Source organism: Pseudomonas sp. S09G 359, from assembly GCF_002843605.1.
Taxonomy (GTDB): Bacteria; Pseudomonadota; Gammaproteobacteria; order Pseudomonadales; family Pseudomonadaceae; genus Aquipseudomonas.
In genome coordinates this window covers 4,927,657-4,952,662 of record NZ_CP025263.1, presented here as the reverse complement: position 1 = coordinate 4,952,662, position 25,006 = coordinate 4,927,657, and the positions used below count along the sequence as shown (strand labels likewise).

General features: G+C 62.1%; 21 protein-coding genes. 11 read left to right on the top strand and 10 right to left on the bottom strand.

The window, feature by feature from the left end; translation table 11 throughout:
* Nucleotides 1-94: 94 nt before the first annotated feature.
* The 3 genes from CXQ82_RS22540 to CXQ82_RS22530 form a co-directional block, all read right to left on the bottom strand.
* Nucleotides 95-3,565, bottom strand: coding sequence for a PAS domain-containing hybrid sensor histidine kinase/response regulator (locus CXQ82_RS22540; protein ID WP_101272359.1), 3,471 nt, complete (start codon nt 3,563-3,565; stop codon nt 95-97).
* A 114-nt stretch (nt 3,566-3,679) separates the two neighbouring features.
* Nucleotides 3,680-4,063 carry a YbaN family protein gene (locus tag CXQ82_RS22535; protein ID WP_101272358.1) on the bottom strand — a complete coding sequence of 128 codons (384 nt, stop codon included), beginning with the start codon at nt 4,061-4,063 and terminating at the stop codon, nt 3,680-3,682.
* 20 nt (nt 4,064-4,083) lie between these two features.
* Nucleotides 4,084-4,671: a YecA family protein gene (locus CXQ82_RS22530; RefSeq protein WP_101272357.1), complete on the bottom strand. Its 588-nt coding sequence runs from the start codon at nt 4,669-4,671 to the stop codon at nt 4,084-4,086.
* Nucleotides 4,672-5,000: 329 nt separating this feature from the next.
* On the opposite strand from CXQ82_RS22530, the gene recQ reads away from it, so the two are divergent.
* Entirely contained in the window at nt 5,001-7,130 is a 2,130-nt protein-coding gene (gene recQ, locus CXQ82_RS22525) for a DNA helicase RecQ (protein ID WP_101272356.1), read from the top strand.
* A gap of 121 nt (nt 7,131-7,251) precedes the next feature.
* Complete coding sequence (locus tag CXQ82_RS22520) at nt 7,252-7,686, top strand: MarR family transcriptional regulator (protein WP_101272355.1); 435 nt, start codon at nt 7,252-7,254, stop codon at nt 7,684-7,686.
* 112 nt (nt 7,687-7,798) lie between these two features.
* Here the strand turns inward: CXQ82_RS22520 and CXQ82_RS22515 are convergent, their stop codons facing one another.
* Nucleotides 7,799-9,982, bottom strand: coding sequence for a patatin-like phospholipase family protein (locus tag CXQ82_RS22515; protein ID WP_101272354.1), 2,184 nt, complete (start codon nt 9,980-9,982; stop codon nt 7,799-7,801).
* Between the two features lie 84 nt (nt 9,983-10,066).
* Here CXQ82_RS22515 and CXQ82_RS22510 point away from each other — a divergent pair, with 84 nt between their 5' ends.
* Complete coding sequence (locus CXQ82_RS22510; RefSeq protein ID WP_101272353.1) at nt 10,067-10,354, top strand: SelT/SelW/SelH family protein; 288 nt, start codon at nt 10,067-10,069, stop codon at nt 10,352-10,354.
* Nucleotides 10,355-10,389: 35 nt separating this feature from the next.
* Here CXQ82_RS22510 and CXQ82_RS22505 read toward each other — a convergent pair whose 3' ends face one another.
* The 3 genes from CXQ82_RS22505 to CXQ82_RS22495 form a co-directional block, all read right to left on the bottom strand.
* A complete protein-coding gene (locus CXQ82_RS22505) occupies nt 10,390-10,671 on the bottom strand; it encodes a hypothetical protein (RefSeq protein WP_101272352.1) in 282 nt (93 codons plus the stop codon).
* A 128-nt stretch (nt 10,672-10,799) separates the two neighbouring features.
* Nucleotides 10,800-11,684: a DMT family transporter gene (locus tag CXQ82_RS22500; RefSeq protein WP_101272351.1), complete on the bottom strand. Its 885-nt coding sequence runs from the start codon at nt 11,682-11,684 to the stop codon at nt 10,800-10,802.
* A 101-nt stretch (nt 11,685-11,785) separates the two neighbouring features.
* Complete coding sequence (locus CXQ82_RS22495) at nt 11,786-12,535, bottom strand: AraC family transcriptional regulator (protein ID WP_101272350.1); 750 nt, start codon at nt 12,533-12,535, stop codon at nt 11,786-11,788.
* Between the two features lie 136 nt (nt 12,536-12,671).
* Between CXQ82_RS22495 and CXQ82_RS22490 the strand changes: the two genes are divergently transcribed.
* On the top strand, nt 12,672-13,481 hold the full coding sequence (locus tag CXQ82_RS22490) for a UDP-2,3-diacylglucosamine diphosphatase (RefSeq protein WP_101272349.1): 810 nt from the start codon (nt 12,672-12,674) through the stop codon (nt 13,479-13,481).
* Between the two features lie 124 nt (nt 13,482-13,605).
* Here the strand turns inward: CXQ82_RS22490 and CXQ82_RS22485 are convergent, their stop codons facing one another.
* The 3 genes from CXQ82_RS22485 to phhA form a co-directional block, all read right to left on the bottom strand.
* Nucleotides 13,606-14,799, bottom strand: a complete 1,194-nt coding sequence (locus CXQ82_RS22485) for an amino acid aminotransferase (RefSeq protein WP_101272348.1) — start codon at nt 14,797-14,799, stop codon at nt 13,606-13,608.
* Complete coding sequence (locus CXQ82_RS22480) at nt 14,799-15,155, bottom strand: 4a-hydroxytetrahydrobiopterin dehydratase (RefSeq protein ID WP_010208721.1); 357 nt, start codon at nt 15,153-15,155, stop codon at nt 14,799-14,801. The genes CXQ82_RS22485 and CXQ82_RS22480 overlap by 1 nt, the downstream gene beginning before the upstream one ends.
* 96 nt (nt 15,156-15,251) lie before the next feature.
* On the bottom strand, nt 15,252-16,043 hold the full coding sequence (gene phhA, locus CXQ82_RS22475; RefSeq protein WP_101272347.1) for a phenylalanine 4-monooxygenase: 792 nt from the start codon (nt 16,041-16,043) through the stop codon (nt 15,252-15,254).
* Nucleotides 16,044-16,300: 257 nt separating this feature from the next.
* On the opposite strand from phhA, the gene CXQ82_RS22470 reads away from it, so the two are divergent.
* The 7 genes from CXQ82_RS22470 to flgK all read left to right on the top strand — a co-directional run bounded on the left by CXQ82_RS22470 (nt 16,301) and on the right by flgK (nt 24,993).
* Nucleotides 16,301-17,863, top strand: a complete 1,563-nt coding sequence (locus CXQ82_RS22470; protein WP_101272346.1) for a sigma-54-dependent transcriptional regulator — start codon at nt 16,301-16,303, stop codon at nt 17,861-17,863.
* A 330-nt stretch (nt 17,864-18,193) separates the two neighbouring features.
* The gene (locus CXQ82_RS22465; RefSeq protein ID WP_101272345.1) at nt 18,194-18,934 is read left to right on the top strand and encodes a flagellar basal body rod protein FlgF; all 741 of its coding nucleotides are present in this window, start codon (nt 18,194-18,196) and stop codon (nt 18,932-18,934) included.
* Between the two features lie 67 nt (nt 18,935-19,001).
* Nucleotides 19,002-19,787 carry a flagellar basal-body rod protein FlgG gene (flgG, locus tag CXQ82_RS22460; protein ID WP_005790105.1) on the top strand — a complete coding sequence of 262 codons (786 nt, stop codon included), beginning with the start codon at nt 19,002-19,004 and terminating at the stop codon, nt 19,785-19,787.
* Between the two features lie 53 nt (nt 19,788-19,840).
* On the top strand, nt 19,841-20,536 hold the full coding sequence (gene flgH, locus CXQ82_RS22455) for a flagellar basal body L-ring protein FlgH (protein ID WP_101272344.1): 696 nt from the start codon (nt 19,841-19,843) through the stop codon (nt 20,534-20,536).
* A gap of 27 nt (nt 20,537-20,563) precedes the next feature.
* Nucleotides 20,564-21,652 (top strand): flagellar basal body P-ring protein FlgI, encoded by a 1,089-nt coding sequence (locus CXQ82_RS22450; protein WP_033901075.1) that lies wholly within the window; start codon nt 20,564-20,566, stop codon nt 21,650-21,652.
* A gap of 4 nt (nt 21,653-21,656) precedes the next feature.
* The gene (flgJ, locus tag CXQ82_RS22445; protein WP_101272343.1) at nt 21,657-22,928 is read left to right on the top strand and encodes a flagellar assembly peptidoglycan hydrolase FlgJ; all 1,272 of its coding nucleotides are present in this window, start codon (nt 21,657-21,659) and stop codon (nt 22,926-22,928) included.
* Nucleotides 22,929-22,938: 10 nt separating this feature from the next.
* Nucleotides 22,939-24,993: a flagellar hook-associated protein FlgK gene (flgK, locus tag CXQ82_RS22440; RefSeq protein WP_101272342.1), complete on the top strand. Its 2,055-nt coding sequence runs from the start codon at nt 22,939-22,941 to the stop codon at nt 24,991-24,993.
* Nucleotides 24,994-25,006: the final 13 nt, after the last annotated feature.

The following is a 25,006-nucleotide window of genomic DNA, read 5'->3' as shown; positions in this document are numbered from 1 at the left end:
GTTCAGTCACCTAACCTGTAACTGACCCACCGCCATCGAGGGCAAGTCGAATCGTCGCACCGCCCCTCCCACATTTTTACTGTGTACATCCTTGTTATAGCGGCAAATGCCGACTCAACAGCGCCCGCAACGCCGCCGGCTTCACCGGCTTGGCCAGGTAGTCCAACCCCGCCGCATGCACCTCGGCCACCATCTCCGGGCGGCCGTCGGCGCTGATGACCACGCCGGGAATCGGCTCCGCCAGTTGGGCGCGCAGCCAGCCCATCAATTCGGTACCGGTTTCGCCGTGGTCCAGGTGGTAGTCCACCAGTGCCAGCTGCGGGCGCACGCCATCGGCCAGCAACGCCGCGCATTGCGCCTGGTCGGTGGCGGTCCACACCTCGCAACCCCAGCGCGTGAGCAGGCTGCGCATGCCGATCAGGATGCTCTCTTCGTTATCCACACAGAGCACTTGTGCGCCGCTGAGCGGCAGGCCGTTTTCCTGCACGGTTTTGACCTGCGGGCTGGCCTGGTTACGCGCCAGCGGCACGCGCACGCTGAATACACTGCCTTTGCCCGGCCAGGACCGTACGCTCAAGCGGTGGCCGAGTACGCGGCAAAGGCCGTCGGCAATCGCCAGGCCCAGGCCCAGGCCTTTTTCGGCGCGGGTTTGGTGGCTGTCCAGACGCTTGAACTCTTCGAAGATCACCTTCTGTTTATCCTGTGGGATGCCGGGCCCACGGTCCCACACTTCCAAGCACAGCTCGCCCTTGCGCCTGCGTACGCCAAGCAGCACCGGGCCGTCGGCATAACGGAAGGCGTTAGTCAGAAAATTCTGCAAAATCCGCCGTAGCAGCTTGATGTCGCTGTCTACCCGCAATCGGCTGCCACGCAGGCGAAAGCGCAAACCTTGCTCGTGGGCCAGCGCCTTGAATTCGGCGCCCAGAGTGTCGAACAGCTCGTTGAGTACAAACGGCTGGCGTTGCGGGTTGATCTTGCCGTTTTCCAGGCGCGAGATATCCAGCAAGTCGCTGATCAAGTCTTCAGCGGAGCGCAGCGAGCTGTCCAGGTGCTGCACCAGTTGCCGAGCCTCGCTGGACAAGCCGTCATGCTGGTGGGAGAGGGCGGCCGAGAACAGGCGTGCGGCATTCAGCGGCTGCATCAAATCGTGGCTGACCGCTGCGAGGAAGCGCGTCTTCGACTGGCTGGCGGACTCGGCCACACCCTTGGCGTCGGTGAGCGCCACATTGAGTTGCGACAGCTCGTGGGTGCGCTCGGTGACGCGTTGTTCCAGGCCTTCGTTGGCCTCGGTGAGGGCCTGCTCGGCTTCGCGGAACGCAGTAATGTCGGTGAAACTCATGACAAACCCGCCGCCGGGCATCGGGTTGCCGATCAGCTCGATCACGCGCCCGTTCGGGAATAAACGCTCGGACGTATGCGCGCGCCCCTGGCGCATCCAGTGCAGGCGGCGCGCCACATGCACCTCGGCTTCACCCGGCCCGCACAGGCCGCGCTCGGCGTTGTAGCGGATAATGTCGGCAATCGGCCGGCCCACGCTGATCAGCCCGTCGGGGTAGTTGAACAGCTCCAGGTAGCGTCGGTTCCACGCCACCAGCTTGAGGGACTGGTCCACCACGCTGATGCCTTGGGTGATGTTCTCAATGGCGCCTTGCAGCAATGCGCGGTTGAACTGCAGCACCTCCGACGCCTCGTCGGCGATGCGTACTACGTCCTCCAGTTGCATTTCCCGCCCTTCGATGGCGGCTTTCACCACTGCCCGGGTCGACGATGCCCCGAGCACACCCGCCAGCAAGCGCTCGGTGTGGGCGATCCAGTCGTTGTCGGCGTTCTGGTTGGGGTTGAAGCCTTTGCCTTGGCGATAGGCGAAGCGGATAAAGCTCTGCTGCGCGCGCTCGTCACCCACAAAGCGCGCCGCCAGGCTGAGCAGGTCGCTGATCTGCACCGACAGCATCGAACGGGCACTGGCACGCTGGCTGATTTCCTGGCCGATAAAGCGCCCGGCCTGCCAGTGTTCCGACACGCGTGTGCGCGACAGCATCGACACCCACACAAACAACGTGAAGTTACCCGCCAGGGAAAACACCGTGCCCAGCGTCAGTGAAGTGACTGACAAACCCAGCGGGTGCGAATGCATCCACGTCAGCCCGGGGAAAAGGCTGAGCGACCACCCCAGGCTTTTCGCCGTCACGGGTAGGACCAATGTGTAGAACCACAGGAAAGTACCCGCCGCCAAACCGGCAAACACCCCACGTCGATTGGCCTGTTTCCAATACAGTGCGCCGAGCATCGCCGGCGCCAGTTGGGTCACGGCGGCGAAGGCGATCTGGCCGATGGTCGCCAGGCTCGCACTGGAGCCGAGCAGGCGGTAACTGACATACGCCAGCAACAGGATGATCACGATGCTTACGCGGCGTACCGAGAGCATCCAGTGGCGGAACACTTCGAACGGCCGCTCGGCGCTGGAGCGGCGCAGCAGCCAGGGCAGCAACATGTCGTTGGATACCATGGTCGACAAGGCGATGCTGGCCACGATCACCATGCCGGTGGCCGCCGATGCACCGCCGATAAACGCCAGCACGGCCAGGGCCGGATGGGCTTCGGCCAGGGGCAGGCTGATCACGTAGGAGTCCGGCAGCACCGAGCCGGGCAGCATCATCTTACCGCCCAGGGCGATAGGGATTACAAACAGGGCGGCGAGGATCAGGTAGGCCGGGAACACCCATTTGGCCAGGCGCAGGTCCTGCGGGTCGATGTTCTCGACCACGGTGACGTGAAACTGCCGGGGCAGGCAGATGATTGCCATCATGGCCACGCCGGTCTGCACCACCATCGACGGCCAGTTGATGGTTTCTTTCCAGTATTCCTCTAGGCGGGGCGCGAGCATCGCCTGGCTGAACAGGTCGCCGAAGCCGTCATACAGACCGAAGGTCACGAATGCGCCGACCGCCAGGAAGGCGAACAGCTTGACCAGCGATTCAAACGCGATGGCCAGCACCATGCCCCGGTGGTGCTCGGTGGCGTCGAGGTTGCGTGTGCCGAACACAATGGTGAACAGCGCCAGCACCAGGGATACGATCAATGCGGTGTCCTGCGCGCGGGTGCCGGTGGTATCGGCGCCGGCCCCGATCAACAGGTTGACCCCCAGCACGATGCCTTTGAGTTGCAGGGCGATGTAGGGCAGCACGCCCACCAGGCAGATCAGCGCCACCACCACGGCCAGGGACTGGGATTTGCCGTAGCGTGCGGCGATAAAGTCGGCGATGGAGGTGATGTTTTCCTGCTTGCTGATCAGGATCATCTTTTGCAACACCCAGGGTGCCAACACCAGTAGCAGCACCGGTCCCAGGTAGATTGGTAAAAATGCCCACAACTGTTCGGCGGCCTGGCCTACGGCGCCGAAGAAGGTCCAGCTGGTGCAGTACACCGCCAGCGACAGGCTATACACCCAGGCGCGCATACGCGGCGGCAACGGCGCGCGGCGGCGGTCACCATAAAAGGCAATGGCAAACATAATGGCCATATAGGCCAGGGCAACGGCGGCGATCAGCCCGCTGGACAACGTCATGGTAACTCCGCGCATAAGAACACCCGGGCATTCCAGGCCCGGTTGGACAGTCTCGCATGATGCTTGGGGTTAGTCAGTGTCGACCAAGGTCTGAGCGCGACGTGATGTCGCGGCTTACCGGGGTGGCAGGGTTTTCTGACGCAGGATGTAGATCGTCACCAGCACGGCGCTGGTCAGCATAAAACCACGGGCCCACGGCAACGGCACCAGGTAGCAGGAGAAACCGATGCTGAGCCACATCAAGCCAATGGCGTAGACCTTGCCCTTGAGCGGGATGCCATTGCCGTCCAGATAGTCACGGATCCAGGGGCCCAGGCGCGGGTGTTCCACCAGCCAGTTATAGAATCGTGGGGAGCTTCGCGCGAAGCAGGCGGCGGCGAGCAGCAGGAAAGGGGTGGTGGGCAGCACCGGCAGGAAAATGCCGATGACCCCCAGCGCTACGCTGAGCCAGCCGATGGCCAGCAGCACGTAGCGCAGGAGCAGCGAGCGATTGCCCATGGGTGTCACGGGCAAGCGACTCAGTGGTGACGTGGCTTGAGGATCGCCGGTTTTTCGTCAGGGGCGTTGCACAGCAGGTACAGGGCGGTCAGGGCTTCCGGGATCTGTACGATCATGTCGTCCATCAGGTTGGCGTCGGCGGCGATGTCGGCGAATTCCGGCTGGTCGTCGAACAGGCCCGAACCGACCATGATCGGCAGCAGCATTTCGCTGACTTCTTCTTCGGCGGTTTCGAACCAGGCAGCTTCACGCAGGAACACGCCTTCCATGAAACCGATGCACCAGCCGCGCAGGTCGGAGTCATCCGGTTCTTCGCCGAGGTCCAGCTCGCACGGCAGCTCGAACTCCTCGTCGGAAGCCAGTTGGCGACCGATGTGGGCCTTGAGGGCCAGCAGGGTCGATTCGATTTCTTCACGCTGGGCGGCGTCGGCGTAGTGCGGCTCTTCGGCGAACAGCGCGTCGATCCATTCACGGTCGGGTACGACCTCGGAGCAGATCGACAGGGCGGTCAGGTAGCCGTGGGCGGCCACGTAGTCCAGCGCCTCGTCATGCAGCTCATCGGCGTCGAGGAAGGCTTGCAGGCGGGTTAGTTGCTCAGCGAAGGACATTGAAGGACTACCTTGGGAATAAACGATGCTGAATTCTAGGCTTTCTTGAGCGCCCAGGCCAGTGTGGGAGCGGGCTTGCTCGCGAAGAGGCACTATTTAGTGCTGCTGAAGGAACGGATTGCTCAGTGTTTGGGGGCGATTGCCCATTTCCCGCTATTCGTCAGCGGCGCCCTTTGGCGGATGATGCTCGGGTATACTGCCGCGTTTTGTGATGCCCCTGCAGGCCAAGCGCCCACTTGAGAAAACTTCGCTTACGGATTATTTCCTGAGCCCGCGTGTTTTTTCGGCCAGCCTGTACAGAGGGATTTCGGCAATATTTGGAGTTTTACATGCTCGAGCAGGCTCAACGCGTCCTCAAGGACATCTTCGGCTACGACAGTTTTCGTGGCCGCCAGGGTGCGATCATTGAGCGCGTGGCCAGTGGCGGTGATGCACTGGTATTGATGCCTACCGGCGGCGGCAAGTCGCTGTGCTTCCAGGTGCCGGCGTTGTTGCGCAATGGCCTGGCCGTGGTGGTGTCGCCGCTGATCGCGTTGATGGACGATCAGGTTGCCACCCTTGAAGAACTCGGCGTCGCGGCTGCGTCGCTGAACTCCACCCTCAGCGCCGAGCAACAGCGCGACCTGGCCGCGCGGATCAAGCGCGGCGAAGTGAAAATGCTCTACCTGGCCCCCGAGCGCCTGGTACAGCCACGCATGCTGGCGTTTTTGCAGAGCCTGGAAATTGCCCTGTTCGCCATCGATGAAGCCCACTGCGTGTCACAGTGGGGTCACGATTTCCGTCGCGAATACCTGCAACTGGGTCAACTGGCCGAACTGTTCCCCGATGTACCGCGTATCGCCCTGACCGCCACCGCCGACAAACGTACCCGCGAAGAAATCGTCGAGCGCCTGCACTTGCAGAACGCCGAGCGCTTCCTGTCGAGCTTCGACCGGCCGAACATTTTCTACCGCATCGTGCCCAAGGAGCAGCCACGCAAGCAGTTGCTGGCGTTCCTGTCCGAGCGGCGCAGTGATGCGGGCATCGTGTATTGCCTGTCGCGTAAAAAGGTGGATGAAGTTGCCGCCTTCCTCTGTGAGCAGGGTTACCCGGCGCTGCCGTACCACGCCGGCCTGCCCAACGAAACGCGTTCTGCCCACCAGAAGCGCTTCCTCAACGAGGAAGGCCTGATCATGGTGGCGACCATCGCGTTCGGCATGGGCATCGACAAATCCAACGTGCGCTTCGTGGCCCATATGGACCTGCCCAAGTCCCTTGAGGCGTATTACCAGGAAACCGGCCGCGCCGGCCGTGATGGCCTGCCGGCGGACGCCTGGATGGTCTACGGCCTGCAAGACGTGGTGATGCTCAAGCAGATGTTGCAGAACTCCGAGGGCGACGAGCGCCACAAACGCCTGGAGCAACACAAGCTCGACGCCATGCTGTCGCTGTGCGAAGAAACCCGCTGCCGCCGTCAGACGCTGTTGGCGTATTTCGACGAAGACATGCCCGAGCCGTGCGGCCATTGCGATAACTGCACCGATGGCGTGCAGACCTGGGACGCCACCGAGCCGGCGCGCCAGGCGTTGTCGACCATCTACCGCACCGGCCAGCGCTACGGCGTGGGGCACCTGGTAGATGTATTGCTCGGCAAGGACAACGAGAAGGTGCGCAGCTTTGGCCACGAAAAACTCTCGGTGTATGGCGTCGGCAAGGCACGCGCCGAAGGCGAGTGGCGTTCGTTGTTCCGGCAGATGGTTGCGCGCAACCTCGTCGACATCGACATTGAAGGCTATGGCGGCTTGCGCCTGAACGACAGTTGCCGGCCATTGCTCAAGGGCGAGGTAAGCCTGGAACTGCGCCGCGACCTCAAGCCGCAGACCACCGCCAAAAGCACCAGCACCAGCCCGGCCAGCCAACTGGTGCGTGGCGAAGAGCGCGAGCAGTGGGAAGCCTTGCGCACCCTGCGGCGCAAACTGGCGCAGGAACACAGCGTGCCGCCGTATGTCATCTTTCCCGACTCCACGCTGCTGGAGATGCTTCGCGAACAACCCACCACCATGGCCGAGATGGCCCGGGTCAGTGGCGTGGGGGCACGCAAGCTGGAGCGTTATGGCCAGGCGTTCCTCGAAGTGCTCGGCGGTCAGGTCGAGGCGCCGAAGGAAGTTGTTGATATTCGCCACGAATTGATCAGCCTGGCGCGTGCCGGCATGACCCCGATCCAGATCGCCGGCCAACTGCAATGCTCGGAAAAAAACGTCTACACCTTGCTGGCCGAATCTATTGCTAAGCAGCAATTGTCGCTGGAGCAGGCCCTTGATTTGCCGGAGGATTTGCTCGGTGAAATCCAGGATGCGTTCCTCGACGGAGAAGGCGAATTGCCACCGGTTGCGGAGATCGCAGGGCTGTTTACCGGTCGTGTTCCGGAGGGTGTTTTGTACTGCGTGCGGGCCGCTTTGCAGTCTGAATTCGAAATTTAGTGTGCCAATTACGACAATGTAACGAATCAGTACATAGCAACTCTTGCCTACTGGCATGGCTCATGCTTAGCTGACTAATAATTAGCCACACTCTATTTTCAGTCTAAACCATGAGTTTTTTATGCCGTTAACCGATCAACACCGTTTTGGCATGCAGCTGGCGCAAATGTCCCGAGGTTGGCGCGCCGAGCTGGATCGCCGCTTGGCCGGGCTGGGCTTGTCCCAGGCGCGCTGGCTGGTGCTGCTGCACCTGGCTCGTTTCGAAGAGCCGCCGACTCAACGTGAGCTGGCGCAAAGCGTCGGGGTCGAAGGGCCGACCCTTGCACGCTTGCTCGACAGCCTGGAAGGCCAGGGTCTGGTGCAACGCCAGGCGGTGGTGGAAGATCGTCGTGCCAAACGTATCTTGCTGTGTGACACCGCCCGCCCGTTGATCGAGCAGATTGAAACCATTGCCACCGCCCTGCGCCATGAGCTGTTCGTGGGCGTGGATGAAGCGGATTTGAGTGTGTGCATGCGCGTGCACGGGCACATTCTGGCGAACCTGGAAAAGTCCTGACCCAGACAGCACTGGTGATCAAATGTAGGAGGGGGCTTGCCCCCGATGGCGGAGTGTCAGTTGAAATACTCTTCACTGATACACCGTCATCGGGGGCAAGCCCCCTCTCACATTAGAAGGTTTGCCCCAAGTTGAGATAAACCGCCTTCTGGTTATCATCGTTGAACCCATAGCTGAAGTTCAGCGGCCCCAACGGTGTATCGAAGCCCAGGAAAATACTCGCCGCGTTGATATAGCCGCTGTCAAATTCATTGTCGTTGTTCCAGGCCCGACCGCGCTCCAGTGACGCCCCCAAATACAACGGGAAATCCAGCGGCAGGTACGAGCGGGGCGTCAGCCGGCGGTAATACACCGCGCGCATCAAGCTGATGTTCTGCCCCGAGATCGCATCCTGGCGGAAGCCCGACAACTGCCGCGCACCACCGAGCAGAAAGCTGGAAATCACCACGTCGGAATCATCCAGGGTGCGCCCGTAGCGACCGCCCAGCACCAGGGTGTCCGGGCCATGGCTCATGGCCTTGTCCAGCTTGAACTCCCACTGTCGGTAGCGCTGGTCCGAGCCCAGCCCCGGTTCGAATTCGCGGTAGGCCAGGCCGATGTCCTCGCCAGTGTGAGGGAAGTACACGTTGTCCAGGGAGTCGAAGGAATACTTCAGCTCATAGAAGCCTTCACTGAAGCTTACGCTCGGCAGGTCCCGATCACCGATGCGCACGTCGGCCTTGCCCCAGGCTTCGCCGACGCCGAAGCGGATCTCGCCACTGTTGCCGATCTGGCGCCCCACGTTCAGGCCGAAACCGTAGCGTTCCAGGCGATATTCGGAGATCGGGTCGTTGTCCAGGATCAGCTCCACGTTTTGTGCCTGGGCGCTGATGTATGGCGCGACGAAGTAGCGCGAACCAGTGTCCATCGGCTGGTAGAACTCGCTGTACAGCTCCTGGCGATCACCGATCTGCACGCGCGTCAGCCATTCGGCCCCGAGGCGGTTGATGCCGTTCATGCGGTAGCTGGCGCCCAGGTTGAAGGCGCTGTCGCCGCGCATGTCATCCGACAGGTTCAGCCCCAGGCGCAAGTAGTCGGTGCCGCTGCGTTTGCCCCGCGCACTGATCACCAGGGTGTTGGCCTGGCCTTTCTTGATCACGCGGTATTGCACCTGTTCGAAGTAGTCCAGGCCGTAGAGGGTGCCCATGTCTGTTTGCAGGCGGCCCAGGTTCAGCGGTTCACCCAGGGGCTGGCGGATGTAGTAACGGATCACGTCGTCGCTGACTTTGGAGTCGTTTTCCACGTCGATGGCGGTGATCACCGGGGTGCGTTCGCCCGGGGTGCGCGCCGCCACCAGTTGCGGGTCGATCGGCTCGGCGGGGCGCAAGTGCGCGAGCCGTGCGTCGAGTGCGCGGGTGGCACGGTAGCCGGCGTCGATCATGTCCTTGGCGCGGCCGAAGTCGGTCACGCCAAAGGCGGCCAGGGGCGGCTGGATCAGCACGTCCTTGGGGTTAAGGGCCTTGAGTTGTTCTTCGGAGTTGCGCCGGGTCATCAGGGTGATGGACTGGTTAAGCACGTCGACCACCGTCGCCAGTTGCTTGCGTGAGCGCAGCGGGGTGCCGATGTCGACCACGATGGCGATATCGACGCCCATCTCCCGGGCCACATCCAGCGGGATATTGTCGGTCATGCCGCCGTCCACCAGCAGGCGGCCGTCCAGCTCCACTGGCGCGAACACCGCCGGGATCGACATGCTGGCGCGGATGACCTGGGGCAGATGGCCCTTGCGAAATACGACCTTTTCGCCGGTGGTGATATCGGTGGCCACCGCGCGGAACGGGATCGGCAGCTTGTCGAAATTGCGCGTGTTGCTGCTGTGGGCGAACATGCTTTCCAGCAGCAGCGCCAGGTTCTGGCCCTGGATCACGCCCAGCGGCAGGCCGAGGCTGCCGTCATCGCGAAAGCTGAGTTTCTGCTTGACCAGGAAGTCCCGGTCATCCTGCTTGCGCCGAAACGGCACGTCTTCGCGGGGCGGCGCATCGGACAGGGCCTGTTGCCAGTCAATACCCAGCGCGAGTTTCTCCAGTTCGTCGATCTTGTAGCCCGACGCATACAGCCCGCCGATCACCGCGCCCATGCTGGTGCCGGCAATCGCATCGATATGGATGCCTTGTTCTTCCAGGGCCTTGAGCACGCCGATATGCGCCAGGCCACGGGCGGCACCGCCGGACAGCACCAGGCCGATTTTCGGGCGGGGGGCTTCGACGGCTTGGGCGAGGAGAGGCAAAAGGAGCAGGAGCAGCAACAGGCGACGCATCAGGAATCTCGGGGCAGGGCGATAAAGGCCGGTATTATAGCCACTCGATCCGCCGAGCCCGTTACGCCAGGAACCTGTCAAATTATGTCCGTGAACAAACCCGAGATCGTCATCACCTATTGCACCCAGTGCCAATGGCTGCTGCGCGCCGCGTGGCTGGCGCAGGAATTGTTGAGTACGTTTGCCGATGACCTGGGCAAAGTCTCGCTGGCGCCGGCCACCGGCGGCGCGTTTAGCATCACCTGCGACGGCGTGCAGATCTGGGAGCGCAAGGCCGATGGCGGATTTCCCGAGGCCAAAGTGCTCAAGCAGCGCGTGCGCGACCAGATCGACCCGCAACGCGACCTCGGGCACAACGACCGAACCGTGTGACGGTCACCGCAACATCCGGGCGGTGACCGGGGGCACTATTTGGCGGCCAGCTTGTGCTTGATGAAGCCGACGATCAGCGTCAGCACCAGGCCGCCGATACCGCCGCCGATGATATTACTGCCAACCACCGCCACATCCAGGGCTTCGCCACCAGAGCTGCCTGTGAGTGCCGAGATGATCTGGCCCAGCACCAGGCCGCCGACGCCACCGATAACGGTGTTGAGCCCGGTGCCCAGGCTGTGTTTGGTCACGCCGGCGACGTTGCCGCCAATGGCGCCGCTGATGATCTGAACCAGCAAGCTGATGAGCATTTCCATGTTGAAGCCCCTGCATAGCGTTAATGGAGTGACCACTCGCGTGCAGCAACTTCAAGGATCATGGCTGTCGTCGAGGAGTCTTTATCCGTTGAACGACGACAGACTGTTGCGGATAGGCAAAGTATAGATCAGGCCGTGGCAGTCGGCTGTTTGGCTTGGCTGGCGCTGCCCATCAACCCGGAAAGCACGATGGCGACGATGATCAGTGCGCCGCCCAGCAACATGCGCAGTGTCGGTGTTTCGGCGAACAGCAGCCACGCCACGGTGATGCCGTAGAGCGGTTCCATGGCAAACACCACCGAGGCCGTCCGTGCCTTGATCACCGCGAGGCTGGCGACAAACAGGCTGTGGGCCAGGCCGGTGCAAAACACCCCGAGCAGGCCGATCCACAGCCAATCCAGCGCGCGCACTTCGGCCAGCCCCGGTGCCGCCACAGGCACCAGGCACACCGCTACCACCACGTTCTGGCACAGCGCCGCCTGCACTGCCGGAATCCGCCCGGAACTGGCGCGATTGTTCAGCGACAGCAACGAGAACAGCAGCCCCGAGGCGATGCCCCAGAGCAGGCCGCCGGTGGCCTCGCTGGCGAGGTTGAAGTCCGGGGTGACCAACACCAGGCCAACCGTGACCAGCGCCACCAGCAGCACTTCATTGGCGCGGATGCGTTCGCGGAAGATCAAGCCTTCGAGGATCACGGTAAACGCCGGGAATGCGGTGAACCCCAGGGTCGCCACGGCCACGCCGGCTACTTTGACCGCAATAAAGAATGTCACCCAGTGTGCCGCCAGTAACACACCGCTCACCAGCAGGCGGCGCCAGTCGCGCAGCTCGAGTTTTTTCCACGCGGTGTTACTGGCAAACCGGGCAAATATCGCCAGGGCAATGACCGCGAACACGGCGCGGCCAAATACGATGATGGACGGCGAGGCCGCCGCCAGTTTGCCGAAAACGCCGGTGAGGCCAAACATCAATGCGCCGATATGCAGGGCGCCGAGGGCTGAACGGGGAGTCATTGCGATCCTTGAACCAACGGGAGTGACAGCCTCGCAGTCTAGAAGGTTACCGCTGCGGATGTCTGTCGCGCGGCTCGCGATTTATAGCGCAGGGCTCTTGCTCAGGCGCGGCGGCGTAACGCACCGGGGGACGCGCCGAACTCGCGCAACATCGCCGCTGCAAACGCACTTTGCGACCCATAGCCGACACGTTCGGCCACCGCGCCGATCGGCAGCGGTGTTTCGCGCAGCAAGCCCAGGGCCATCTGCAGGCGGCGGCTGCGGATATAGTCCATCGGCGTCTGCCCGCATTCGGCGACGAAGCGTGCGTGCAGGCGGGCCACGGAGAGGTCGGCGATGCGCGCCAGGTCGGCGACTTGCAGCGGGTGCGCCAGGTGCCGCTCGATATGCGCATTGAACGCCGCATAGGGCAGCCGTCGGCCCGGCAGCGGTTGGGCCAGCGGGTGATTGAGGCTGGCCAGCAACAGCACCGCCCCTTGCTGGGCGATCAGCGGGTCATCCACCGGGCTGTGGGCCAGCCATTGCACCAGATGGTGTTGCCGTGCATCCAGGGCCAGGCGCGTGGGTTGATCGAGCAGGCGCTGGCAGGCATCGGCATGTTCGCCCAGGGATTGCACTACCCAGTGCTCGGTGGGCACGTCCAGCACCAGGCAGCGGCTGCCATCGCGACTGCCGCAAGCGTGGTGGGCGGAGAAGGGCAGCACCATCACGCTGCTTTCGCGCACCTGGCTGCCACGGCCATCGACTTCCAGGTCCAAGTGGCCGGACAGGCCAAACACCAACTGCGCATGGTCATGGCTGTGGGCGAGGGGCGCTTCGGTGTAGTGGCGTAGCGTGAGGGCTGGGCTCATCGCGGTCTCCTTGGCTGCAGGCGCCAGTCTACAACGCTTTGCGCCGGGCTGGCGCTGTCATCAGACTGACGCACGACTGTCATGGGCTATTAATCGCCAGGGCGCAAGCTCGCGAAAACACCGTCGAGGTATGCCCATGACCAGTGCCGAGTTCACCAAGCCCAGCCGCAAGCAACGGGTGCGTACCCTGTGGATTTCCGATGTGCACCTGGGCACCCGGGATTGCCAGGCCGAACATTTGTCGCAGTTTCTCAAGGGCTACCACGCCGACAAGGTGTACCTGGTGGGCGATATCATCGACGGCTGGAAGATGCGCGGCGGCATGTATTGGCCCCAGGCCCACACCAACGTGATCCGCCGCCTGCTGACCATGGCCAAGCGCGGCACCGAAGTGATCTATGTCACCGGCAACCATGACGAATTCCTGCGCCGCTACTCCAAGCTGATCCTGGGCAATATCCAACTGGTGGACGAGGCCGTGCACGTCACCGCCGATGGCCGCCACTTGCTGGTCATCCACGGCGACCAGTTTGATGTGATTACTCGCTACCACCGCTGGCTGGCGTTCCTCGGTGATTCGGCCTACGAGTTCACCCTCACGCTGAACCGCTGGCTCAACCACTGGCGTGCACGGTATGGCTATGGCTACTGGTCGTTGTCGGCGTATCTGAAACACAAGGTCAAGACGGCGGTGAGCTTTATCAGCGATTTCGAAGAAGCCATCGCCCACGAAGTGACCAAGCGCGAGCTGCATGGCGTGGTATGCGGGCATATCCACCATGCCGAGATTCGCAAGGTGGGCGCGGTGGATTACCTCAATTGCGGGGATTGGGTGGAGTCGTGCACGGCATTGATCGAGCACTGGGACGGCAGCATCGAGCTGTATCGGTTGGCGGATGCGCAGGCCAAGGAAGCGCAGCTTAAAGCCGAGATGGTTGCGGGCTAGAGCCGGGCACGATCCAAATGTGGGAGCGGGCTTGCTCGCGAATGCGGTGAATCAGTCAATATATTAGCTGGCTGACACACCGCATTCGGGGGCAAGCCCCCTCCCACATTTGTTCCAGGTTTCTTCAGTTGGAGACGTCGGCGATGGCGGCGGCCAGCAGTGTCAAACGCGTTGCATCAATACCCGCGACACTCGCGCGCCCCGAACTGACCATATACACGCTGTGTTTCTCCCGCAGCAGCTTCACCTGCTCGGCACTCAAGCCGGTATAGGAAAACATCCCCCGCTGCGCGCCGATATGCGCAAACCGTTCCGACAACCCGTGGGGCGCCAGTGCTTCCACCAGGCCGGAACGCAGATGTGCGATGCGCGAGCGCATGGCTTCGACTTCGTCGCTCCACAGCTGTTTCAGCTCGGCATCACCGAGGATGGTGGCGACTACGGCAGCACCATGATCCGGCGGCGTCGACCACAGGTTGCGCGCGGTATTCGCCAACTGGCTGCGTACATCCGTCAGTTTTTCGGCATCCGCCGTGCACACGATCAGCGCGCCGACGCGGTCGCGGTACAGGCCGAAATTCTTCGAGCACGAGCTGGTGACCAGCACTTCCGGCAGCTCGGCGGCGAACAGCCGTACCGCCCAGGCGTCCTGCTCCAGGCTGTCGCCAAAGCCCTGGTAGGCAAAGTCGATCAATGGCAGCAGCTGGCGCTCGCGCACGATCTGCAGCACCTGGCGCCAGTCGTCCTGGGACAGGTCGAAGCCGGTCGGGTTATGGCAGCAGGCGTGCAGCAACACCACGTCGCCCTTGGGCACGGTGGCCAGCGTCGCCAGCATCGCCGGCACATCCAGGCGGTTGTCCGCGCCTACGTAGGGGTAGTGGCTGACCTTGATCCCGGCCTTGGCGAAGATGGTTTCGTGGATCGGCCAGGTCGGGTTGCTCAGCCACACGCCACGGCCGGGCAGGCTGTGGGCGATAAAGTCGGCGCTCAGGCGCAATGCGCCGGTGCCGCCTGGGGTCTGGGTGGCGCCGGCACGGCGGTCACGCAGCAGTGCGGAGTCTGCGCCCAGCACCAGCTCACTGATCAGCCGGCCGAAGGCTGCATCGCCGTGGCCGCCGATATAGGTCTTGGTGGTTTGGCTGTCGACCAGGCGCTGCTCGGCGAGTTTTACCGAGCGGGGAATCGGCGTCAGGCCCTGGTCGTCTTTATAAACGCCCACGCCCAAGTCGAACTTGTTCGGGTTGGGGTCCTGGGCATACAGGTCCATCAGGCCCAGGATCGGGTCGCCGGGCACGCGGCCAATGGCATCGAAATGCATTACTTGCGGCCCTCGGCGTCCTTGGCCACTTCGTCGGTGCGCGCGGCCATGATGAAGTCGTTGCGGTGCAGGCCCTTGATGGAGTGGCTCCACCAGGTCACGGTGACCTTGCCCCATTCGGTGAGCAGGCCTGGGTGATGGCCTTCGGCTTCGGAGATTTCCCCCATGGCGTTGGTGAAGGCCAGGGCGAATTTGAAGTTCTTGAACAGGAAAACCTTTTCCAGCTGCATCACGCCGTCGCGTACTTCGATGTTCCAGTCAGGGATCTGCTTGAGCAGCACCGGCAGTTCTTCATCGCTGACTTGCGGGGCATCGGCGCGGCAGGCTTCGCAGTGGGCTTGGTTCAAGGTGGTCATGTGGGTGTCCTGAATTCGAATGTTGAAGGTCAGTAGCGTCACCCTAAAGCAACGCAGGGCCAGGGAACAGATGCACCTGGCTTCAAAATGTAAGGGTCAAGCGGCCTTTGGCTTGGGTGGAAATTTCGGCGCATGCAAACCCAGCTGCATGCCGCGCTCGACCATACCCATGATGTCTTCCTGCGCCACTTCAAACAGGCGCTTGAGCTCGGGCAGCACGAAATACAACGGTTGCAAGATGTCGATGCGATACGGCGTGCGCATCGCTTCCAGCGGGTCGAACGCCTGGTGCTCGGGCTCGGAGGACAAGCTGTACACGGTCTCTTTGGGCGACGACAAAATCCCGCCACCGTAGATGCGCAGGCCGGCGGGTGTGTCCACCAGGCCGAACTCGATGGTCATCCAGTACAGGCGCGCCAGGTACACCCGTTGCTCCTTGGTGGCCGCGAGGCCGAGCTTGCCGTAGGTATGGGTGAATTCGGCGAACCAGGGGTTGGTCAGCAGCGGGCAGTGGCCGAAGATCTCGTGGAAAATATCCGGCTCTTGCAGGTAGTCCAGTTCTTCACGTGTACGAATAAAGGTCGCCACCGGAAACTGCTTGCTGGCGAGCAATTCGAAGAATGTCTGGAAGGGGATCAGCGCGGGGACACGGGCGACTTGCCAGCCGGTGGTCTCGGCCAACACTTGATTGATTTCGCTCAGTTGCGGAATGCGGTCCAGGGGCAGGCCGAGCTTGTCGATGCCGTCCAGGTATTCCTGGCAGGCGCGGCCTTCGATCACTTTCAACTGGCGCGTGATCAGGGTGTTCCACACCGCGTGTTCTTCCGGCGGGTAGTGGATAAAACCTTGCGCATCGGGCTCGCGGGCCACGTACTGCGTCTGCTTCATACGGCTCTCCTGCTAGGCATTCGTTCTTGTTATGTCCTCGGATACACCTATTGATAACGCGGAAGGCGCGGGATTCCATCGGCCTCGGGATTGAAGTTGTAGGAAAAGTTACCGACTTTCGTAAAGTATTCGTTACGACTGTGGGCCTGATCTGTGTCTTGGGCTGTGAAAAGCGCGCGCGCTGTCACATAATCTTGACGACTATCTGCGCCCAGCGGCAAAAAGACGCGGCGCCTTCCCACTTTTCGGGCCTTTTCATGCGTATCAAAGTGCACTGCCAGAACCGCATCGGCATCCTGCGGGACATCCTCAACCTGCTGGTGGAGTACGGCGTCAACGTCGCCAAGGGTGAGGTCGGCGGCGAACACGGCAACGCGATCTACCTGTTTTGCCCGAACCTGGTGAACATGCAGTTCCAGGCGCTGCGCCCGCAGTTCGAAGCAATTGCTGGGGTATTTGGCGTGAAAAGGGTAGGGCTGATGCCCAGCGAGCGTCGGCATATGGAGCTTAATGCGCTGCTCGGTGCCCTGGATTTCCCGGTGCTGTCGATCGACATGGGCGGCTCCATCGTCGCCGCCAACCGTGCGGCCGCGCAGTTGCTTGGGGTGCGGGTGGACGAAGTGCCGGGCATTCCATTGTCGCGTTACGCCGAGGACTTCGACCTGCCGGAACTGGTGCGCGCGAGTAAATCGCGGATCAATGGCTTGCGGGTCAAGGTCAAGGGCGACGTGTTCCTGGCGGACATAGCGCCACTGCAATCCTCCGAGCACGATGACAGCGAGGCCATGGCTGGCGCCGTGCTGACCCTGCATCGCGCCGACCGCGTGGGTGAGCGCATCTACAACGTGCGCAAGCAGGAGCTGCGCGGCTTCGACAGTATTTTCCAAAGCTCCAAGGTCATGGCCGCCGTGGTCCGCGAAGCCCGGCGCATGGCGCCACTGGATGCGCCTCTATTAATAGAAGGCGAAACCGGCACCGGCAAGGAACTGCTGGCGCGCGCCTGCCACCTGGCCAGCCCGCGCGGGCAATCGCCGCTGATGGCGCTTAACTGCGCAGGCTTGCCCGAGTCGATGGCCGAGACCGAGTTGTTCGGCTACGGCCCCGGCGCGTTTGAAGGCGCACGGGCCGAAGGCAAGCTAGGGCTGCTGGAGCTGACGGCGGGCGGTACGTTGTTTCTCGATGGTGTGGGGGAAATGAGCGCTCGGCTGCAGGTGAAATTGCTGCGCTTTTTGCAGGACGGATGCTTTCGCAGGGTCGGCAGCGATGAAGAGGTGTACCTGGATGTGCGGGTGATCTGCGCCACCCAGGTGGATTTGTCCGAACTTTGCGCCCGGGGTGAATTCCGCCAGGACCTTTACCATCGCCTCAACGTGCTGTCCCTGCATATCCCGCCCTTGCGCGAATGCCTCGACGGCCTTGCACCATTGGTTGAGCACTTTCTCGATCAAGCCAGCCGGCAGATCGGCTGCCCGCTGCCCAAGCTGGCACCGGCGGCGATGGACCGGCTTAGCCACTACCACTGGCCGGGCAATGTACGGCAGTTGGAAAACGTGCTGTTCCAGGCGGTGTCGTTGTGTGAGGGCGGCACGGTCAAGGCCGAGCATATCCGCCTGCCGGATTACGGCGTGCGCCAGCCCCTTGGCGATTTTTCCCTGGAGGGCGGTTTGGAGGCGATCGTCGGGCGCTTCGAGAAGGCGGTGTTGGAAGCCTTGTATGCCGAGCACCCCAGCAGCCGGCAGTTGGGCAAGCGGTTGGGGGTGTCGCACACCACCATCGCCAACAAGCTGCGCGACTACGAAATCCTGAAGACCGATAAATAATTCGCTGACACTACGCGGTAAAAAAATGTGGGAGCGGGCTTGCTCGCGAATGCGGTGTGTCAGCCAGCTAATATATTGATTGATTCACCGCATTCGCGAGTAAGCCCGCTCCCACATTTGATCTTCGTCGTTTTCCAGGCCTGTGTTTGCCGCAGGCGGCAGTAGTCCGCCGTTTTTTCGACTCTCACGCCATCCTGAAATCTTCCCGCCTTGGCGCAAACCCCCGTCCCGCCTGGACTTTCCCCTGTTTTGGAAAGTTGGTTCGCAAATTGCTTAAGCCTCATCAGTACAGCGGTGGGCGGCAAGCGTCCGTCAGAAAGAGGAAAGAGCGTGGACAAGTACCTTTATGTGGCAATGACCGGCGCCAGCCAGAATGCTCTGGCGCAGAAGGCCCATGCCAACAACCTGGCGAACATTTCCACCAATGGTTTCCAACGTGACCTGGAACAGGCGCGTTCGATGCCGGTGTTCGGCGACAGCTTTCCGGCGCGGGCGTTTGCCATGACCGAGCGCCCAGCCACCGACTTCAGCCCTGGCGCGATGATCGAAACCGGTCGCGACCTCGATGTGGCGGTGAGCGGCGACGGCTGGATGGCCGTGCAAACCCCGGACGGCAGCGAAGCCTACGTGCGCAGCGCCAGCATGAACGTCGATGCATTGGGCGTACTGCGGGCCGGCAACGGTATGCCGATCATGGGCAACGGTGGCCCGATTGCCGTGCCGCCGCAGCAGAAAATCGAAGTGGGCGCCGATGGCACCATCAGCATCCGCGCCATGGGCGAAGGCCCGCGGGTGATGGCTGAAGTGGACCGCATCAAGCTGGTCCAGCCCGACCTCAAGAATATGAATAAAGGCCTCGACGGCACCATCCACACCAAGGATGGCCAGCCGGCCCAGGCCGATGCGGGCGTCACCCTGACCTCGGGTTTCCTGCAGGCAAGCAACGTCAACGCGGTGGAAGAAATGACCGCGGTGCTGGCGCTTTCCAAGCAATTCGAGCTGCACATCAAGATGATGAACAGCGCCAAGGAAGACGACCAGGCCATGACCCGCGTTATGGCGATGAGCTGATAGCCGCGTCACCGACGACTAATTTTGCAACGCAGCGCCAACAAACAGGCGCACGAAGGAGAACAGCATGCTTCCGGCTCTATGGGTTGCCAAAACAGGTCTGTCCGCCCAGGACACCAACCTGACCACCATTTCCAACAACTTGGCCAACGTGTCGACCACGGGTTTCAAACGTGATCGCGCCGAGTTCCAGGACCTGCTCTATCAGATCAAGAAGCAGCCGGGCGCCCAGTCGACCCAGGACAGCGAACTGCCGTCGGGCCTGCAACTGGGTACCGGTGTGCAGATCGTTGGCACTCAAAAGAACTTCAGCGCCGGTAACCTGCAGCAAACCGGTCAGCCGCTGGACATGGCGATTAACGGCCGTGGCTTCTTCCAGATCCTGCAACCGGATGGGACTACGTCCTACACCCGCGACGGTACTTTCCACCTGGACTCCAACGGCCAGATCGTCACCGCCAATGGTTTCGCCCTGGAACCGGCTGTAGTGGTACCGGCGGATGCCAAGACTTTCACCGTCGGCAACGACGGCACCGTGTCGATCACCGTGGCCGGTAACCCGGCGTCGCAAGTGATCGGCAACCTGCAAACCGCCGACTTCATCAACCCGGCCGGCCTGCAGGCCATGGGTAACAACCTGTTCCTGGAAACCGCCTCCAGCGGCGCGCCGCAAATCGGCACCCCTGGCTTGAACGGTTTCGGCACCACGCTGCAAAGCACCCTGGAAACCTCCAACGTCAGCACGGTTGAAGAGATGGTCAACATGATCACCACTCAGCGCGCCTACGAGATGAACTCCAAGGTGATTTCCACCGCCGACCAGATGCTTTCGTTCGTAACGCAGAATCTGTAATCAAGTCTATGGGGCGCTCTTGAGGGCGCCTGCAACACCGTGAGGTAAGGGTCATGAATCGCTATGTTTCCGTTCTGGCATTGAGTGGGATTGCCGTGCTCGCGGGCTGTGTCGCCCCGACGCCAAAACCCAATGACCCGTACTACGCGCCGGTGTTGCCACGCACGCCGCTGCCGTCGGCCGCCAACAATGGCTCGATCTACCAGGCCGGTTTCGAACAGAACCTGTACAGCGACCGCAAGGCGTTCCGGGTCGGTGACATTATTACCATCACCCTGAACGAGCGGACCCAGGCGAGCAAGAATGCCAACTCGAAGATCGACAAGACCTCCGCAGCCAACCTCGGCCTGACCTCATTGTTTGGCGCCGTGCCAAATACGAATAACCCGCTGGGCGATGGCGACTTGACGTTGAACGCCGGCTATAACGGCAGCCGTGCCACCAACGGCCAGAGCGCTGCAGCGCAGGGCAATACCTTGACCGGTTCTATCACCGTGACAGTGGCGGATGTATTGCCCAACGGCATCATCGCCGTGCGCGGTGAAAAGTGGATGACCCTCAACACCGGTGACGAGCTGGTGCGCATCGCCGGGATGATCCGGGCCGATGACATCGCCACCGACAACACCGTGCCGTCCACGCGGATTGCCGATGCGCGCATTACCTATTCGGGTACGGGTTCGTTTGCTGACGCGAGTCAGCCGGGCTGGTTCGACCGTTTCTTCCTTAGCCCGCTGTTCCCTTTCTAGGTGGCCACTTTGAAACTCAAACAGCTGATGGCAGCGGCGCTCTTGCTGAGCTTGAGCGCAGTCGCCCAGGCCGAACGCCTGAAGGACATCGCCAGCATCTCTGGCGTGCGGTCCAACCAGTTGATCGGCTACGGCCTGGTGGTGGGGCTCAACGGTACGGGTGACCAGACCACTCAGACGCCGTTCACCCTGCAGACCTTCAACAACATGCTCTCGCAGTTCGGCATCAAGGTGCCGGCGGGTTCGGGCAACGTGCAGTTGAAAAACGTCGCGGCGGTATCGATCAGTGCCGACTTGCCGGCGTTTTCCAAGCCGGGCCAGGTGGTCGACATTACCGTGTCGTCCATCGGTAACTCGAAAAGCCTGCGTGGCGGCACCTTGCTGATGACGCCGCTCAAAGGTATCGACGGCAACGTCTACGCCATCGCCCAGGGCAACCTGGTAGTGGGCGGCTTTGATGCCGAAGGCCGCGACGGTTCGAAGATCACTGTCAACGTGCCGTCGGCCGGTCGTATTCCTGGCGGCGCCACGGTTGAACGCACCGTGCCCAGCGGTTTCAACCAGGGCAACAGCCTGACCTTGAACCTCAACCGTTCCGACTTCACCACCGCCAAGCGCGTGGTCGACAAGATCAACGACATGCTCGGCCCTGGCGTGGCCCAGGCCATTGACGGTGGCTCGATCCGCGTGACGGCGCCGTTGGACCCAAGCCAGCGCGTCGACTACCTGTCGATCCTCGAAAACCTTGAGGTCGACCCGGGCCAGGCGGTGGCCAAGGTCATCATCAACTCGCGTACCGGTACCATCGTGATCGGCCAGAACGTCAAGGTTTCGCCAGCGGCGGTGACCCACGGCAGCCTGACCGTGACCATCACCGAAGACCCGATCGTCAGCCAGCCGGGGCCTTTGTCCAATGGCCAGACGGCGGTTGTACCGCGCTCGCGTGTCAACGCTCAGCAAGAAGCCAAGCCGATGTTCAAGTTCGGCCCTGGTACCACCCTGGATGAGATTGTCCGCGCGGTGAACCAGGTCGGCGCAGCGCCGGGCGACTTGATGGCGATCCTCGAAGCTTTGAAACAGGCCGGCGCCTTGCAAGCCGACCTGATCGTGATCTAAGGCCATGGCCATGGATATGCGCAAGAGCGGGATCAGCAGCACGGCGGACTCGGGGTCTTATTCCGACCTGAACCGGCTTAACCAGCTCAAGGTCGGCGACGACAAGAACAGCGAAGGCAACATGCGCAAAGTCGCGCAGGAGTTCGAGTCGCTGTTCCTGAGCGAAATGCTCAAGTCGATGCGCTCGGCCACCGAGGCCCTGGGCAAGGACAACCCGCTGAACACCCCGGCGGCCAAGCAGTACCAGGAAATGTACGACCAGCAACTGGCGGTCTCGATGTCCCGCGAGGGCGGCGGTATCGGTTTGGCCGATGTGCTGATGCGCCAGATGCAGAAGAACAAGCCGGTGGACGCCCAGGCGGCCACCTTGCAGGGCCCGGCTGCGGCCGAACCGGTGAAGAAGGTCGCTGTGCCGACGGAGATCGCCGCCGGTACCCAGGCCGACGGTCCGCTGGGCCGCTCCAATGGCCAGCGCCCGCTGTGGGCCTATCGCGTGGCCGAGCCCCAGGCCGGCGCCGCTGCGTCCCACAGCAACGACATGGAATTGATGAACCAGCGCCGTATCGCCTTGCCGAGCAAGCTGACCGACCGCCTGCTGGCTGGCATCGTGCCGAGTACCGAGGCCACCACCGTGGCCCAGGCTGCGCCACTGCGTAACAGCGCCGCCGCCGACAACGTGGTCAACAGCACCGCGCGCACCTTTGCCGTGCCGAGTGGGCGCATGCAGGTGTATGGCCGTGCGGTGGCCCAACCACCGTTGGCTCCGGCGAAAAAGGCGTTCAGCTCGCAGGATGAGTTTGTCGCCACCATGTTGCCGATGGCCAAGGCGGCCGCGGCGCGTATTGGCGTTGACCCGAAATACCTGGTGGCCCAGGCCGCCCTGGAAACCGGTTGGGGCAAATCGGTGATGCGCGCCGAGGACGGCAGCAGCAGCCACAACCTGTTCGGCATCAAGGCCGGCCAGAGTTGGCAGGGCGGCCAGGCACGTGCAATCACCAGCGAGTTTCGTGATGGGGCAATGGTCAAGGAAACGGCGCAGTTCCGTTCCTACGATTCTTACCAGGACAGCTTCCATGACCTCGTGACATTGCTGCAAAGCAATGATCGCTATAAAGAAGTTGTGAAGTCGGCCGACAACCCGGAACAGTTTGTACGCGAGTTGCAGAAAGCCGGTTATGCAACCGACCCGGACTACGCCAGCAAGATTTCGCAGATCGCCAAAACGATGAACAGTTACCAGAACTACGCTGCCGCTGGCGCAACCACACATTTATAAGGTCTGAACCATGAGTTTGCTCAGTATCGGGATGTCAGGGCTCAATGCCGCTCAAGGATCGTTGTCGGTCTTGAGTAATAACATTGCCAACGCCAATACCGCGGGCTATTCGCGTCAGCAGACCACCCAGAGCGCAACGGCGTCGAACCCGTATGGCGGCGTGTTCATCGGCACCGGCACCACCCTGGCCGACGTGCGTCGGGTGTACAACGAGTACCTGGACACCGCCTACCAGAACAGCACCGCGCTTAACAGCGATGCAGCGGCGTACCTGGACCAGGCCAGTGCCATCGACAAGACGCTGTCGGACAAGACCACCGGCATGTCGGCGGTACTCAGCTCGTTCTTTGCTGCGGTGCAGACGGCGTCGGCCAACCCGAACGATACCTCGGCGCGCCAGATCCTGCTGACCAATGCCCAAACCTTGAGCAACCGTTTCAACTCGATCTCCACCCAGTTGAGCCAACAGAAAGAAACCATTAACAGCCAGTTGACCTCCATGAGCGATCAGGTCAACCAGTTGACCTCCTCGATTGCTTCGCTCAACAAGCAGATCAACCAGGTGCAGGGTTCGACGAACACCGCCCCGGCCAACCTGCTGGATGCGCGCGCCGAGGCCGTGCGTTCGCTCAATGAGCTGATCGGCGTGACCGCCACCGAGCAGAACGGCGTGTTCAGCGTCAGCACCGGCAGCGGGCAATCCCTGGTGTTGGGTGACCGCTCCAACACGATTTCCGCCGTGCCGAGCAGCAGCGACACCAGCCAGTACACGATCCAGCTGAATATGCCCGGCGGCACCGCGCTCGACCTGGCCAATGTGGTCAGTGGCGGCAGCATCGGCGGCCTGATGCGTTATCGCAGCGACGTGCTGATGCCGGCGATCAACGATCTGGGTCGGATTGCCATCGTCACCGCTGACGCAATCAACAGCCAATTGGGGCAGGGTGTAGACCTGAACGGTGAGTTCGGCGCGTCGATGTTCAAGGACATCAACAACGCAGCCTCCGTGGCCCTGCGCAGCCAGGCGGCACAAGGCAACCAGGGTGACGCAAGCCTGGGCGTGACGATTGCAGACAGCAGCAAGCTGACCAACTTCGACTACAAGGTCTCCTTCAACGACGCCACCAACCTCAACAAGGTGACCGTGCTGCGTTCCGACGGCAAGGCCATGGGCACCTACGATCTGAGCACCACGCCGCCGCCGGTCATCGACGGGTTCACCCTGGCGGTCAACAACGGCGCGACGGGCGTGTCGGCGGGTGACAGCTTCAAAGTCAGCCCGACCGCCAACGGCGCCAAGGAAATCGGCACCGTACTCACCGACCCGAGCAAGATTGCCTTTGCCGGGCCGTTGCAGGGCGAGGCGGGCAAGACCAACCAGGGTAGCGGCACGTTCACACCGCCGACCCTGACGGTGCCCATCGACATCGAGGGCGGCGCCGACGCTGCACAGTTGCGTGTCGGCATCGCCAATTCGATGCCGGTGAAGATGGTCTTCGGCGACACGGCAGCCGATGGCACGCAGAGCTACACCCTGAGTAACTCCAAGGGTGAGGCTATCGGTTCGGGCACTATCGTCCCGGGCCAGGCCAACAAGATTTCCATCAGCGTACCGATGCGCGATGCCAGCGGCACCTTGCTGAGCCCGGCCAAGAGCTTCAGCTTCGACACCACCGTGGCCGGTTCGCCTACCAACGGTGACAGCACCTCGTTCTCGTTCAATGCCACCGGCAAGTCCGATAACCGCAACGCCCAGGCACTGATCAACCTGCAGACCAAGGCGACCGTGGGTGTGGCAGCGGATGGCAGTGGCGGCACCAGCCTGGTGGGCGCCAACAGCAAGTTGGTCTCGACCGTCGGCGCCAAGGCCGCTGCGGCCGCCACCGACACCACGGCCACTACTGCGCTGTTGACGGCCAACAAGAACGCGCGCAACTCGGTGTCCCAGGTCAACCTGGACGAAGAGGCGGGCGACATGATCAAGTTCCAGCAGTACTACACCGCGTCGTCGCAGATCATCAAGGCTGCGCAAGAAACCTTCAGTACGCTGATCAATAGTCTTTAAGGGAGTCTGGGAC